This is a genomic window from Alistipes onderdonkii (assembly GCF_025145285.1).
GTDB lineage: Bacteria > Bacteroidota > Bacteroidia > Bacteroidales > Rikenellaceae > Alistipes > Alistipes onderdonkii.
The window spans coordinates 1,080,662-1,095,215 of record NZ_CP102251.1 but is presented as its reverse complement, the minus strand read 5'-3'; the positions used below and the strand labels follow the sequence as shown (position 1 = coordinate 1,095,215).

The 14,554-nt window shown below is 59.1% G+C and carries 11 protein-coding genes, 2 tRNA genes and 1 pseudogene; 7 read left to right on the top strand and 7 right to left on the bottom strand.

All coding sequences use genetic code 11. The annotated features are described in order from the left end of the window. Positions 1-22 precede the first annotated feature (22 nt). Positions 23-1,243, bottom strand: a complete 1,221-nt coding sequence (locus NQ559_RS04605; RefSeq protein ID WP_018696350.1) for a site-specific integrase — start codon at positions 1,241-1,243, stop codon at positions 23-25. A gap of 288 nt (positions 1,244-1,531) precedes the next feature. Further along, positions 1,532-1,614, bottom strand: a tRNA-Leu gene (locus NQ559_RS04600). Positions 1,615-1,712: 98 nt separating this feature from the next. Between NQ559_RS04600 and NQ559_RS04595 the strand changes: the two genes are divergently transcribed. The 4 genes from NQ559_RS04595 (at position 1,713) to NQ559_RS04580 (ending at position 6,476) form a co-directional block, all read left to right on the top strand. Then, a complete protein-coding gene (locus NQ559_RS04595; protein ID WP_018696349.1) occupies positions 1,713-3,266 on the top strand; it encodes an NAD(P)/FAD-dependent oxidoreductase in 1,554 nt (517 codons plus the stop codon). Continuing rightward, entirely contained in the window at positions 3,267-4,286 is a 1,020-nt protein-coding gene (locus NQ559_RS04590; RefSeq protein WP_018696348.1) for a glycosyltransferase family 2 protein, read from the top strand. A 79-nt stretch (positions 4,287-4,365) separates the two neighbouring features. Then, entirely contained in the window at positions 4,366-5,379 is a 1,014-nt protein-coding gene (locus NQ559_RS04585) for a glycosyltransferase family 2 protein (RefSeq protein WP_018696347.1), read from the top strand. Positions 5,380-5,411: 32 nt separating this feature from the next. Next, positions 5,412-6,476, top strand: a complete 1,065-nt coding sequence (locus tag NQ559_RS04580; RefSeq protein WP_033395254.1) for a CDP-glycerol glycerophosphotransferase family protein — start codon at positions 5,412-5,414, stop codon at positions 6,474-6,476. A gap of 81 nt (positions 6,477-6,557) precedes the next feature. Here the strand turns inward: NQ559_RS04580 and NQ559_RS04575 are convergent, their stop codons facing one another. After that, the gene (locus NQ559_RS04575) at positions 6,558-7,409 is read right to left on the bottom strand and encodes a glycosyltransferase family 2 protein (protein ID WP_018696345.1); all 852 of its coding nucleotides are present in this window, start codon (positions 7,407-7,409) and stop codon (positions 6,558-6,560) included. Between the two features lie 1,025 nt (positions 7,410-8,434). Further along, positions 8,435-9,172, bottom strand: a complete 738-nt coding sequence (locus NQ559_RS04570; protein ID WP_018696344.1) for an RsiV family protein — start codon at positions 9,170-9,172, stop codon at positions 8,435-8,437. 140 nt (positions 9,173-9,312) lie between these two features. Here NQ559_RS04570 and NQ559_RS04565 point away from each other — a divergent pair. Beyond that, positions 9,313-9,384 (top strand) — tRNA-Glu (locus tag NQ559_RS04565). Positions 9,385-9,767: 383 nt separating this feature from the next. Here NQ559_RS04565 and hpf read toward each other — a convergent pair. Together hpf and NQ559_RS04555 are read right to left on the bottom strand one after the other, a co-directional pair. Next, positions 9,768-10,064 carry a ribosome hibernation-promoting factor, HPF/YfiA family gene (gene hpf, locus NQ559_RS04560; protein WP_018696343.1) on the bottom strand — a complete coding sequence of 99 codons (297 nt, stop codon included), beginning with the start codon at positions 10,062-10,064 and terminating at the stop codon, positions 9,768-9,770. 24 nt (positions 10,065-10,088) lie between these two features. Further along, on the bottom strand, positions 10,089-10,991 hold the full coding sequence (locus NQ559_RS04555; RefSeq protein WP_018696342.1) for a tyrosine-type recombinase/integrase: 903 nt from the start codon (positions 10,989-10,991) through the stop codon (positions 10,089-10,091). Between the two features lie 52 nt (positions 10,992-11,043). On the opposite strand from NQ559_RS04555, the gene NQ559_RS04550 reads away from it, so the two are divergent. Beyond that, positions 11,044-11,859, top strand: coding sequence for an alpha/beta hydrolase (locus NQ559_RS04550; protein WP_026318460.1), 816 nt, complete (start codon positions 11,044-11,046; stop codon positions 11,857-11,859). Positions 11,860-11,867: 8 nt separating this feature from the next. Beyond that, a pseudogene (locus NQ559_RS04545) lies at positions 11,868-12,428 on the top strand (flavin reductase family protein); the annotation flags it as partial. Positions 12,429-12,767: 339 nt separating this feature from the next. Here NQ559_RS04545 and asnB read toward each other — a convergent pair. Further along, positions 12,768-14,462: an asparagine synthase B gene (asnB, locus tag NQ559_RS04540; protein ID WP_026318459.1), complete on the bottom strand. Its 1,695-nt coding sequence runs from the start codon at positions 14,460-14,462 to the stop codon at positions 12,768-12,770. Between the last annotated feature and the right edge of the window lie 92 nt (positions 14,463-14,554).

The window sequence follows — 14,554 nt, the reverse complement described above, 5'->3', positions numbered from 1 at the left end:
TTTGGCCGAATCCTTTCAGGTATCAAGTAGCCGACGCCAGCCGCTCGCCGAACGCTTCCATCTCGCGGCCGATGACCGTCTCGGAGAATTTGGCGTAGTGGCGCGTCATGTTGGTGTTCGAGTGGCCGAGAATCTTGGCCAGCACATCGATCGGCATGCCGTACTCGACGGCCATGCAGGCGAAGGTGTGGCGTGCGCAGTGGGTGGTCAGCACCTTGTCGATGCCGCACACGGCCGCGATCTCCTTCATGTAGGCGTTCATCTTCTGGTTGCTCGGCGTGGGGAGCACCCGTGATCGTGCGACGCATACTTCGTCGTGCTCGTAGCGGCGCAGGATTTCGAGCGTGGCCGGAAGCAGCGGGATGCGGCTCATCACGGAGGTTTTCTCGCGGGGTTTGTGAATCCACCAGCGCCCCTCGTCGTCCTGCGAGAGGTGCTCGCGCCGCAGGTGGTCGGCGTCGGCGAATGCCAGCCCCGTCAGGCAGCAGAAGACGAAGACGTCGCGGATGCGGGCCAACCGGCGGTCGAGCTCCTTGCGGGTCAGCAGTTCCAGTTCATGCGCCGTGAGGTGCTCTTTGGCCTGCACCTCGTCCTCTTTGAGTTTGTAGTAGCGGAACGGGTTTTTCGTAATCCACTCGTTGCGCAGGCAGTAGAGGACAAAGTTGCGCAGACAGTCCATCACGGCGACCGCCCCGTTGTGGCGGCAGCGGTGGGCGGTTTGCAGGAAGAGGTTGAAGCCGTCCAGAAACTCGTAGTTCATCCGTTCGACGGGAATGTCCTCGGCTTTGCCGCGTTGGGCGAGATACTGTTTGAGATAGCGCAGCAGCCGCTCGTATTTGTCTGCCGTGCGCTGCGTGATGCGCACGCCCACTTCGGCCTGCCGCCGCTTCACATAGTCGGTAAGGCCCGCAATGAGCATCATCGTGTTGCACGTCGGGTTCAGGTAGCGCTGTTTGATCTGCGCGGCATTGGCCGCATAGCCCTCGGCCAGCAGTTTGGAGCGGATGTCGATGATTTTTACGCGGAAATCGTTCAGTCGTTCGTTGACCTGAATGGCCAGCTTGTTCGTTCCCATCGCGCGTTCCTTGTGCTGGTTCCACGTTTCGGGATTGCTGTCGCACTGGGTGTAGACCTCCTGCCGGAGCCCTCCGGTCGTAATGCGTGCGAAGATGGGCGCGAGCCCGTTCTTTTTCGGCCGCCCTTTCCGCATCAGGAAAAGAATGGCAAATGTCTCTTGTCTCATGACGTTGAAATTTTGGGGTTAACAAAACGCCTGCAAGAGAGAATTATTACGGTGTAAAACGTAGAAAAACAACGCATTGTATCTATATTCGGGAGCAAATTTCGCTGAGCGGCCCGTTTTTCGGCTCCGTTCCCTTTCGTGCTCCCGCGAGTTTGCCGCGAACTGCTTTCCGCTTCCGGTTCGGGGAATCGGTCAAAGCCTTTGCAAAATGGTGATATACAGTTGGTTTTCCTCTTTTTGCAACCGGGCGGGGCAACAAAAAAGGAGCCTCGGAAAAAGGCTCCTTTGTGCGGATAAAGGGACTCGAACCCCCACGCCGGTAAGGCATCAGATCCTAAGTCTGACGTGGCTACCAATTACACCATATCCGCTCGCTATGTGCAAAGGTATATAAAAATTCACAATTCACAATCCGGAGCGGGGGATTATAAGCCTTTTTTATTTACTTTTGTAGGCAATTTATCCGCTTATGCCGCAGAATGTCGCACTCGTTTTAACGCCCCGCCAGGCTGCCGACGCGAAGTATTACACTTCGCTTGCCGCGCGGCGTCTGGGTGTGCCGGAGCACGATATTGCCTTGGTGAGGGTCGTCAAACGCTCGATCGACGCCCGGCAGCGGCAACCGAAGGTCAACCTGACGCTGGAGGTCTATGTCGACCAGGAGCCGCAGCCCGCACCCGTGCATTTCGATTATCCCGACGTGTCGGGACATACCGAGGTCGTAGTCGTGGGGTCGGGCCCGGCAGGGCTTTTCGCGGCGCTGCGGCTGATCGAGCTGGGACTGAAGCCCGTTATCCTGGAGCGGGGGCGCGACGTTTCAGCGCGCAAGGTCGACATTGCGCAGATCAACCGCAACGGGGCGGTCGATCCCGATTCGAACTACGCTTTCGGCGAGGGCGGTGCGGGGACTTTTTCGGACGGCAAACTCTTCACACGCAGCAAGAAGCGCGGTGATTATAACAAGGCGTTGCAGACGCTGGTGTTCCATGGCGCCACGCCCGAAATCCTCTATGAAGCTCATCCGCATATCGGAACCGACAAGTTGCCGCGCATCATGCAAAATATCCGGCAGACGATCCTTGGCTCGGGCGGCCAGTTCGTGTTCGGTAGCCGCGTTACGGATCTTGAAATCCGCAACGGCCGTATCCGGGGCGTGCGGTGCGGCGACACGTTTGTCGAAGGGGCGGCCGTGGTTTTGGCCACGGGACATTCGGCACGCGATATTTACGAGCTGCTTTACCGCAGGGGCGTGCGCGTCGAGGCGAAGGCCTTTGCCATGGGCGTGCGTATCGAGCATCCGCAGGCGTTGATCGACTCGATCCAGTACCACTGCCCGACGCGGGGCGAATACCTTCCGGCGGCGGCTTATTCGCTGGTGAGCCAGGAGGCCGGCCGCGGGGTCTACTCGTTTTGCATGTGCCCCGGCGGGTTCATCGTTCCGGCCATGACCGATGCCGCGCAGTCGGTGGTCAACGGCATGTCGCCCAGCGGCCGCACGTCACCCTATGCCAATTCGGGCATGGTGACCGAAGTGCGGCCCGCGGATTTCGAGCACCTGCGTGCGGAATGGGGCGAGCTGGCCGGGTTAAAGTTCCAGCAGCAGTTCGAAGAGCTGGCCCGGCAGCACGGCGGCGAGCATCAGGTCGCCCCGGCGCAGCGCGTCGCCGATTTCGTAGCCGGACGCCCCAGCGCGGCTTTGCCCAAGACCTCCTATATCCCCGGTATTATCCCTTCGCGGCTCGACGAGTGGATGCCCTCGTTTATCGGCGAGGGGCTGCGCCGGGGGATCGCCACCTTCGGGCGGCGGATGCGGGGATTTGTGACGAACGAAGCCATCGTGGTGGGCGTCGAGTCGCGCACCTCGTCGCCCGTCCGGGTTCCGCGCGACCCCGTGACGCTCATGCATCCCCAAACCGCGGGGCTCTTCCCCGCAGGTGAAGGTGCCGGTTACGCCGGGGGCATCATCTCTGCCGCCCTGGACGGCGAACGTATCGCAGAAGCAGTAACAAACTACATAAAATAAATGAACGAATCTTTAAGCAAGTTACCCTCTCCCGAGGTCTCTGTAATCATCCCCGCTTACAATCTGGAAGGGTATCTCGATACGTGCCTGCAATCGGTTTTGGCGCAGACACTCGGGAATTTCGAGGCCATCGTCGTGGACGACGGTTCCACGGATGGTACGCCCGGGCTTCTGCGTCGCTATGCTGAGCGCGATCCGCGGATCATCGTGGTGAGCACCCCGAACCGGGGCGTTGCGCGTGCCCGCGAGACGGGTATTGCCCGGGCGCAGGGAAAATACATCGCTTTCCTCGACGGCGACGATTTTTGGGAGCCGCGCATGTTGGAGGAGATGACCGCCTCGATCGGGCAGAATGGCGGGTACGATATCGTATGCTGTAATTTCAAGCGGGTCTGCAAGACCTACCAGGCGATCTACCGTGAATCCCGGACGGAGGATATGGAAGGGCTCGAGTTCCTCGAGGCGACGCTTCGCCATTCGATCTGGGTGACCCTCTGGGGCAAACTCTATCGGCGGGAACTTTTCGATAACGGACTGAACCACCATCCGTTGCGGCTGGGGCAGGATACGATGATCAACATCCAGATCGCCTGCCGCCTTCCCCGCGTTCATTTCATCGATTACGTCGGATATGATTACGTACAGCGGCCGTCGTCGTCCAATCACCGAAGTTTCGATTTTGATTACTGCTGCTTATTTTGTAGTATTGTGGAACGGGAGTTACAACGGCACGGCGAATCGCTTCGGGGGCAGGCCGAATTTTATGCGCTGCTGAATAAGGTGCGCTGGTATTCGGTCTATGTCTGCAAAAGCCGCAGCCCGTGGGTCGGGAACCGGCCGTTTGTCTGCGACCTGCGCGAATCGGCCGGCCGTTACCGGGACGAGCTCAGGGCGCGCTATTCGCGGGCACGGATGCTTTTGCTGGATCTCGACCGTTACCGGGTCATGCGCCCGGTCGTCGTCATGCTGACGACAGGATTGCGCTGGCGTACCAGTTTGCGGCGGCGTCTGGCACGATAAAGGGATATTATACAGAAACATGGATTTTTACGACGGAGCCGGCAGCCGGATCGTGAAAGCGATAAATTGGATTGCATAGATGGAGGAAAGGGAAAAATCAAAGCCCGCGGTATCGGTCATTATTCCGGTTTACAACCTGGAAAACTATCTCGATACCTGCCTCGATTCGGTCGGACGGCAAACGTACGGGGATTTCGAGGCTATCGTCGTCGATGACGGGTCGACGGACGGTTCGCAGGCCGTGGCACGCCGCCACGCGGAGCGCGACGCGCGCATCGTCGTCGTAAGGACTGTCAACCAGGGAACTGCCAGGGCCCGTGAGACGGGTATCCGCCATGCGCAGGGCGACTACATCTGTTTTCTCGACGGCGACGACGTCTGGGACTCCCGCATGCTGGAGAAACTGGTGGCGGCCATCGGGGAAAACGGTGGGTACGATATCGTATGCTGCGATTACAAACGTATCTGCAAGACCTACGAAGCGCCCAGGCGCGAGATGCGCACATCGGACATGCAAGGGCTGGATTTCCTCGTTGCGTCGCTCTACCATGCCATTTCCGTGACCGTGTGGGGGCGGCTCTATCGCCGGGCGTTGTTCGAAAAGGAGCTGCGCCATTATCCGCTGCGGCTGGGGGAAGACAGCCTGCTCAACATCCAGATCGGCTGCCAGCAGCCGCGCGTCCGGTTTATCGACTACGTGGGCTACGGGTATGTGCAGCGCGGCGGGTCGGCCAACCGTTCGCCGCTCGATATCGGCTACTGCGTTAAATTCAGCGAGGCGGTGCGTGCCGAGCTGGTGCGGCACCGGGATATCCTCGGCGACCGGCTGGAGTTCTACCTGCTGCTCAACAAAATGCGCTGGTACCTGGTCTACCTGCGCAAGAGCCACAACCCGTGGGCCGGCGGTACGGAGTTTGCCCGCGGGATCAATGCGGAGGCCGGACGCTACCGCGCGGAGTTGGGAGGGTTCTTCAGCCGTTGCGACCGGTTGCTGCTGAGAATGGACAGGCGGCGGTGGATGCGCCCCGGGGTGCTCGCCGTCTCGACCCTGATGCGCTGGGGAAAGAGCCTGAAGCGGCGGCTGGCGCACTGAACCGCTGAATGTTGTAACCTAAACCTGGAACGATGAAAAGATACCTGTTGTACGTTACTTTGCCTTATGCCTATTCGATCCTGAGGCCTTTGGAACATGAAATCCGCCGCCGCGGAGGCGAGGCGGCCTGGTTTATCGAAGAGGGGTGTCCCGTCGTGCTCGAAGAAGGCGAGGTGCGGTTGGGGACAATCCGGGAGGCGGTCGCTTATAACCCGGTCGCGGTTTTTGCACCGGGCAATTATATCCCCGATTTTATCCCGGGCGTGAAGGTGGCGCTTTTCCACGGCTATGCGATTCAGAAGCGGATCGAGGCCGTCGACGACCACTTCACGGTGCGCGGATGGTTCGACATCTATTGTACGCAGGGGCCGAGCAGCACGCCTTATTTCAAGGAACTGGAAAAGAAATACGGCTTCTTCCGGGTCTACGAGACCGGCTGGCCCAAAGCCGACACCTATTTCTCGCCCGAAGTGCAGCGCAAACCGCAGAATGACCATCCGGTGATTCTTTACCCCCCGACCTTCACGCGCAATGTCTGTTCGGCGCCCCATCTGATGACGGAGATCGACCGTCTGGCCAAAACCCATCCGTGGGACTGGGTCATTACGTTCCATCCCAAGCTGACCGACCCCGGGATCATAGCCGGCTATAAACGTATTGCGGAGGAGAACGAGAACGTCATATTTTATGAGGGTTCCGACAAGATGCCGCTTCTGCAGCAGGCCGACGTGATGTTGTGCGACAGCTCGTCGATCATCCTCGAATTCATGTTCCTCGACAAGCCGGTCGTGACGTTCCGCAATTCGCATCCGGGGCCCCATCTGATCGACGTCGATACGCCGGAGGCCGTCGGCCCGGCCATCGAGCGTGCCCTGACGCGGCCGGAGGGGTTGATGGGGGAGATCCGCAGCTACACCATGCACCACGAACCGCACCGCGACTGCCGCTGTTCGGCGCGGGTGCTCGATGCCGTGGACGATTATATCGTGCGGGGGCATGCGGGGCTGAAACGCAAGCCCCTGAACCTGGTGCGCAAATGGAAACTGCGTCGGCAGTTGCATTATTATCCCCTGCTGGAAAAATTCCGCCGCCGATAGAAAACGTCAGTGCCGCCCCGACCGGGGCGGTACTGACGTTTATGGATGCCGTTTCCAGAGCCGGATGTTTCTGTCCCGGGCTCAATGGCCCGTGCCGGCGGGAACGGGGATTTTTACCTCGGTTTCGGGGACGCGGGTCTGTTCCGTTGTTGCCAAGTGGCGTGCAAGCCCGGTTTCGCAGCGGGTGCGGTGTTCACGGATGGTTTGCTGGTAACGTTCCTCGTTGGCCGAGAGGCTGTTGCGCTCGCATTTGCCGTGGTGGAGGTGGAAGACCACGCCGCGAAACTTCATGCACCGCTGGCGCACGCCGCTGTTGTCGAGGCGGATCGCCAGTTCGGAATCTTCGCGTCCCCAGCCGCAGAACGATTCGTCGTAACCGTTGACGCGGATCAGGTCGTTGCGCCAGAAGGCCATGTTGCAGCCTTTGACGAAGCGGGTGGGGCCCAGCGTCCGGTAGAGGAATGCCATGAGCGGGATGCGGATGACGTTGTTGCTGTTGCGTACGCCCCGCATCAGCGGCGTGAGCGAGGTGATCTCCCCGCTGAGCACCTTGCGGGTGAGCATTTCGGTGATGATGCCCCGCGACCCGGTGACGTAGCAGCCCCGTTGTGCGAAGATCATGTGATCCTGGATGAAGTTGCGTTGCAGGATCAGGTCGCCGTCGATCTGTATGATGTATTCGCAGCGGCTCGCCGCGATGGCTTTGTTGCGGATCATGGCAAGGCGGAACCCCTTGTCCTCGTGCCAGATATGCCGGATGGGGACGGGCGACACCGCCTCGAAATGGCGGACGACATCGCGGGTGCTGATACCCGAGCCGTCGTCGGCGATCAGGATTTCCGTGGGCATGGCCGTTTGTTGCATTACGCTGTCCAGGCACAGGTAGAGGGCCCGCGGCCAGTTGTAGGTGGAGATGATCAGTGATACCGTCATTGGTAAATTAGGGTTTTAGACGTCGTTGTCGCTGCGGCCGTACGCAACCGGCCGCAAAATTCCTGCCGCGGCATCCCGCTGCCGGGATGCTGTATTCTCACGTTCAGGGTAACGCGTAGCTTCTTGTCCATCGTACAAAGGTAGTGATTTATCCCCGCTCAGGGTATGTGCACTCCATTTTTATCGTGTTCCGTTTTATATAAATGTGCGCCGGAGGGGAATACTGCGCAGAATATGAAAAAATATTTTCGATCACCCGGGATGGGCGGTACCCGGCTATCTTGCATGTTTACATGTTATTAGATAACTGAATGTAAGCGACTTATTAAAAAATATCAAAAAATTCGAAAATTTTTTTAATAAAAACTTGCACGGCATGTTTTTTCACCTTATCTTTGCAGTGAAGTTTTAAGGTTCATTTAGGTTAGTAGTTTTAGGTTGGTGAGGAAACTGTGGTATTCCATCGGAATACCGGGTTTCCTTTTTTTTGTGCCCTTCCCCTCCCGGCCGACGGTGCGGATTTTAGAATTTTGTCAGCATCGGGAGCATGGTGCTCTACCTGAAATAAGCTTTTCCAAACCCCGGTTTTTTGTCGCCGAAGGGCGTTCCGTTATCTTTAACATTCTGCCCGAATGCTTCCTGGAAGCCTCCTGAGCCCTTTTTGACGGGCTAATGTTATCAAATTGTTAAATATATTTAATATATTCGTAAAATATTTGCATAATTCAAAAATGGCACGTATCTTTGTAGTGAAGTTTTAAGGTTCATTTAGGTTAGTAGTTTTAGGTTGGTTGAGGAAATCGGCAGGTTGTAGCGGCAATCCGTTACTAAGACTCGAAGGGCGGTGCTCGTCCGAAAGTCGAATACCTCCGATTGTACCTCATTTTTGAAGGGGGTGGTTCCCCGACAAAAGAAAAAGGTCTGAGTCGTGAGACTCCGGCCTTTTTTTATTGTCCCGGGGTGCGGGTTCCGGGAATGTAGGAGGCGTGAGCCCGGATACGCCGGGGCGGCGTCCCGCCCGGATGTCAGAACTGCTCCAGCTCCTCGCGGCCTATCGCCACTTCGACGGCCCCGAGTGCATAGCATCCGATCGCGTAAGGGTTGTAATAGAAGGTGATGCCTTCGGGAGTGATCTGGAAATTTTCCGTCAGGGCGATGTATTCCGGGAAGAAGCCCTGTTCGGCCAGCCCTTCGTCGTTGTCCGTCCCGTATTGGGCGTAGAGTTTCTCGCGGAGCAGTTTCTCCATGCCGAGCAATTGCGGGGCCGTGAACAGGTCTGCCAGCGAGAGTTCGTATCCGTCTGTGATCGAATAGGTATGGTATTCGATGCCGTACATGCCGTGCGCTCCGCCCGTGAAACTCCACCGGGAGATCGAGTAGGTAACGAGCGTGTCCTGCACGGAGCCTTCGCTTTCGACGGAGATTTCGTAGGCGCCTATGCCCTGTGACATCCCTTCGGGCAGTACGATGTCCGCGGCGACCTGCAGGATGGCCGAGTCCGCGGCCTGGCGTGCCGTACCGGCGAACTCCTCCAACTCGAAGAAATATTCGATATTCGCTTTTTCGATGGCCTCCAGTGCCGCCGATTTTCCGGCATTGCCGATCGTGGCAAAGCGGTATTCTATGTTGCAGCCGTTGTCTTGTGTGCCGAGCAGCGTGTCGATCGGCAACATGCCGAATTCCGGAACGACGGGCTTCCTGTTGCAGGCCGTGACTGCCACCGCTGCTGTTGCGAGCAGGATTGCTGTTTTGATGCGTTTCATTTGTCGGGACGTGTTGTATTTCGTGTAAAGATAGCTAAAATGCGTGTAGCTGTGTGCATTATGAAAAAAAATCATAGTTTTTGCAGGAAAATTTTGCAGTTTTCAAAGAAGGCGTTATCTTTGCACCACAAAACCGACACGGTGGATTCATCTAAGGGTTAGGATACGTGCCTCTCACGCACGACATAGGGGTTCGAATCCCCTATCCACTACAAGGCTTCCGAACGGCCGCACGCAAGTGCGGCCGTTTCCTGTTTCCGGCTGCCGTCCGTTTGCAGTCTTGTGTGGGGGGGGCGGTGCAGGACAGTCGGCCGGGGCTGGCAAATTGCCGGAGCAGGAAGCCGCCGGTCGGAAATTGCCGGGCGGGCATCTGGGAGAGACGGCGGTATGTTGCCGCTGATGAACAGCCGGGCCGGAGGCTCTCTAAGACAAGCCGGCAGAAAGTGCAGGACGGCATGCCGCCGGGCGGAAATCGTCAGCAGGAACCCGTCAGCCGGAGTTGCGCCCGCTGCAAACCGCCGGGCTGAAAATTACCGCAGCCGCCTCATGAGGGGCGGCTGCGGCTTCGTTTTAGGTTATTGGTTGGTTGGTGGGGTTACTTTTCCAGTTTGCCTTTGAATTTGTCCAGCTGGCGCTTGATGGCATCGATCGCCTCGTCCACCGATTCTTCGAACGATCTGGACTGGTGGCATGCCACCAGGTCTTCGCCCGGCATGTGGAGTGTGACCGTTGCTATCTTGTTTCCCTTTTCAAAGTCTTTATCGAGTCTGAGAATGACCTCGGCACCCGTCGAACGCTCTGCGAAGCGGTCGAGTTTGTCCATCTTGTTCTCGACGAATTCGACCAGCCGTTTGTCGGCGTCGAATTTCACGGATTGAATCTGTACGTTCATAGCCTTACAGTTTATAAAAGTTAATCACTTCCCTCCCTTTTCCCGGGGATGGGCCTTTGCGTATATCTCCCGGAGCCTGGCGATGCTGTTGTGCGTATAGACCTGCGTGGCCTGTAACGAAGCGTGTCCCAGAAGCTCCTGGATCTCGCGCATATCGGCTCCGCCGTTCAGCAGGTGCGTCGCAAACGTATGGCGGAGCACATGGGGGCTTTTCTTGCCCTGTACGCCCGCACGGGTCAGTTCCGCCCGTACCATGCGGTAAACGACGCTCCGCGATATGCGCTTTCCTTTGTGTGTTAAAAATAGTGCTTTTTCCTCAGAATTGCAAATATTTTGCCTCGCAATTAGGTCGAGGTAACTTAAAATCTTTTCGCGTACGAATTCGAGGATCGGTACCATCCGCTGCTTGTCTCCCTTGCCCCGTACCCGCAGCGAGGCGTAGTCGGCCGAGAAGTCGTCGCGGTCGATGCCGACCAGCTCGGCAAGGCGCAGGCCGCAGGCGTAGAACATCAGGATGACGAGCGAGTTGCGTGCCGTTTCGAAATCCCCGTCCGCCTCTTCGCATTCGCTGACGATGGCCGTCATGCGGCTCTCGGGGATGAAGGCCGGCAGGCGGCGCGAGGTCTTGAGCGAGGGGATTGTTCGGCAGATGTCTTTTTCGATGGCCCCCGTGCGGAGCAGCCACCGGAAGAGGGTGCGGATTGAGGCGATTTCGCGGTTCATCGACGCCGCGCCGATCTTGCCTTCCTCCGTGCGGTGGATGATCCATTCGCGCACTTGGTCTGTGGTGATGCTGCGCGGGTCGGAGCGCGCCTCGTCGAAATCCAGCCATGCCAGGAACTGCCCGACGTCGTGTTTGTAATTGCGGACGGTGAGCGGGGAGTAACGCCGTTCGGCGCTGAGGTATCGGATGAATTCCGTTAGCATATGGCAAAGATACGTTTTTTTCGTATTTTTGCCTTCACTAAACCCATATACCATGAAACGGATTTTTATTTTTACTTTTTTGCTGTTGCTGGCGGTGCGGGTCGTTTCTGCGGCTACGGTCGACACGCTTGCCGTGCACAGTCCCTCGATGGATCGTGACGTACCCGTCGTGGCGATCGTGCCCGAGGGCGCATCCGCCGCTGAGCCCTGTCCGGTGGTCTACCTGCTGCACGGCTACTCGGGCGATGAGACGGCATGGCTGAAGATCAAGCCTTCGCTGCCCGCAATCGCCGACCGCGAGAGGATCGCCTTCATCTGTCCCGGCGTGGGGAACAGTTGGTACCTCGACAGCAAGGTGCGTGAGAAGAGCCTCTACGAAACCTTCATGATACGCGAGTTGCTGCCCGCCGTCGAAGCGCGTTATCCCGTAGTCCGTGACCGCTCGGGACGCGCGATCACGGGCCTGAGCATGGGCGGTTTCGGGGCCATGTCGCTCGCCATAAAGCACAAGGGGCTGTTCGGTGCCGCAGGCAGCACGAGCGGCGGGCTCGACATACGTCCTTTCCCGCAGAACTGGGAGATTCCGCAGTTGCTGGGCGAGATTACGGAGCATCCCGAAGCCTGGGAAGAGGCTACGCCCATCAACCTCATCCCGCAGCTCGGGAACGGCGACCTGGCGATCGTCTTCGACTGCGGCTACGACGATTTCTTCTTCGAGGTAAACAACGATTTCCACGACGAGTTGCTGCGCCGGGGCATCATGCACGATTTCTATGTACGCCCCGGCGGGCATACCGGTGCCTATTGGGGCAATGCCATCGACTTTCAGATCGTATTCTTCCGCAATTTCTTTGCGAAGGCTAACTGACGCCGCCGATGAAGGAGAGCTGGAAACCCGGGACGCTGATCTATCCGCTGCCGGCCGTGCTGGTGAGCTGCGGTGCGACGCCCGAAGAGTATAACCTGCTGACCGTGGCGTGGACGGGCACGGTATGCACCAACCCGCCGATGTGCTACATTTCGGTACGCCCCGAACGCCACTCCTACGAAATAATCCGCCGCACGGGGGAGTTCGTCATCAACCTCACGACCCGCGACCTGGCCCGCGCCGCCGACTGGTGCGGGGTGCGGTCGGGGCGCGACTACGACAAATTCCGCGAAATGGGGCTCACGCCCGGGAAGGCCTTGCAGGTCGCGGCGCCGATCGTCGAAGAGGCACCCGTAAGCATCGAGTGCCGCGTGCGGCAGGTGATGCCCCTCGGTTCGCACGACATGTTCCTGGCCGAGGTGGTCGCCGTGCAGGTCGATGCCGCCTATATCGACCCTGTTACGGGGCGTTTCTGCCTCGAACGCGCCTACCCGATCGTTTACTCCCACGGCGAATATTTCGCCCTGGGCGAGGCCATCGGCCACTTCGGCTGGTCGGTGCGCAAGAAGCCGCGCCGGACGGTGGGCGCTGCCCCCGCAGTCCCCGCACCTGCCGCAGGGAATATCCCGGCTGCGGAAGTTTCCGAAGCACCCGGGGCAGACCCCGGGGACGGGAAGCCCGCCGCAAAACGTGTCCCTGCGCGAAAACCCGTGGCACCTGCCGCCCGCCGCTCCCGCCGCAAACCCGACGCGAAGAAGCCGCGGCGCTGATGCCGGGCGCGGGGCTGTCCGGCCACTCAGGGCGCAAGAAATCGCTCCGGTCACAGGTATCTGTGGCCGGGGCGATGCCGTTTAAGAATTCCGATCCGATAAAGGAAGGCCCCTGCCGAAGCAGGGGCCTTACCGGGTTCAGTCGGTTTCGGGTCGGTGGGTGTCGTGTGTCAGGTCGGTGTTGTGCACGCCCAGCACGGCGCGCCCCGACGGTTCGTTCATGTCGCGGAACGCCTTGTCCCAGGCCAGCGCTTCGGCGGTGCTGCACGCTACGGACGGTACCGACGGTACGCACTGCGCTGCCGTATGCGACGGGAAGTGTTCCTCGAAGATCGTACGGTAATAGTACTCCTCCTTGTTGCGGGGCGGGTTGATCGGGAAACGCTCCGCAGCGTGTTCCATCTCGCGGTCGGAGACCGCCTCTGCGGTCAGCTGCTTGAGCGTGTCGATCCAGTTGTAGCCTACGCCGTCGGAGAACTGCTCTTTCTGACGCCATACGATCTCGGAGGGGAGCATGTCCTCGAACGCCTTGCGCAGGATCCATTTTTCGATATGCCCGTCCTTGGCCATTTTCGCCGCCGGGTTGATGCGCATCGCCACGTCGAGGAACTCTTTGTCGAGGAACGGCACGCGCCCCTCGACACCCCATGCCGAGAGCGACTTGTTGGCGCGCAGGCAGTCGTAGAGGTGCAGCTTACTGATCTTGCGCACGGTCTCCTCGTGGAAGGCACGGGCGTCGGGCGCCTTGTGGAAATAGAGGTAGCCGCCGAAAACCTCGTCGGCACCCTCGCCCGAGAGCACCATCTTGATGCCCATCGACTTGATGACGCGCGCCAGCAGGTACATCGGCGTCGAGGCGCGTACGGTCGTCACGTCGTAGGTCTCGATATAATAGATCACGTCGCGCACGGCATCCAGCCCCTCCTGTACGGTGTAGTTGATTTCGTGGTGTACGGTGCCGATATGGTCGGCGACCTTGCGTGCCGCCGCCAGGTCGGGCGCCCCTTTCAGTCCGATGGCGAACGAGTGGAGCTGCGGCCACCAGGCCCGGTCGCGGTCGTTCGATTCGACGCGCCGGTCGGCGTATTTCTTGGCGACGGCCGAGATGATCGACGAGTCGAGGCCGCCCGACAGCAGTACGCCGTAGGGTACGTCCGACATGAGCTGCCGCTTGACGGCCGATTCCAGCGCCTCGCGCAGCGCCTGTATGTCGGCGCCGTTGTCCTTCACGGCGTCGTACTCGAACCAGTCGCGCTTGTACCAGCGCACCATTTTCCCCTCGCGGCTCGACCAGTAGTGCCCGGGCAGGAACGGCCGGATGGTGCTGCATATCCCTTCGAGGGCTTTCTGTTCCGATGCGACGTAGAATTGCTCGTCGCTGTCCCAGCCGATGTAGAGCGGGATGACGCCGACCGGGTCGCGGGCGATCAGGTATTCGTCCTTTTCGATGTCGTACAGCGCAAAGGCGAAGATGCCGCTGATTTTTTCCAGCAGCCCGACGCCCAGTTTGCGGTAGAGAGGCAGGATCACCTCGCAGTCCGAGCCTGTCTGGAAATCGTATTCGCCGGCCAGCTCGGCGCGGATCTCCTGATGGTTGTATATCTCGCCGTTCACGGCCAGCACCTGTTTCCCGTCGCAGCTGAACAGGGGTTGACCGCCCGACTGGGGGTCGACGATCGAAAGCCGCTCGTGCGAAAGGATCGCCCGCTCGCTGCAGTAGACACCCGACCAGTCGGGGCCCCGGTGCCGTATCTGCTTCGACATTTTCAGTACCTGCCCACGCAGCGCATCCGATTTCCGGCGGATGTCAAATAGTCCTACGAAACCACACATAGATTGATTGTTGTTGTATATTACGTTACAAAACTGTTAATTGCCGGCCGCCTGTGTCCCGCTGCGGGAATCCCGCAGCGTCGCCGCCTCTC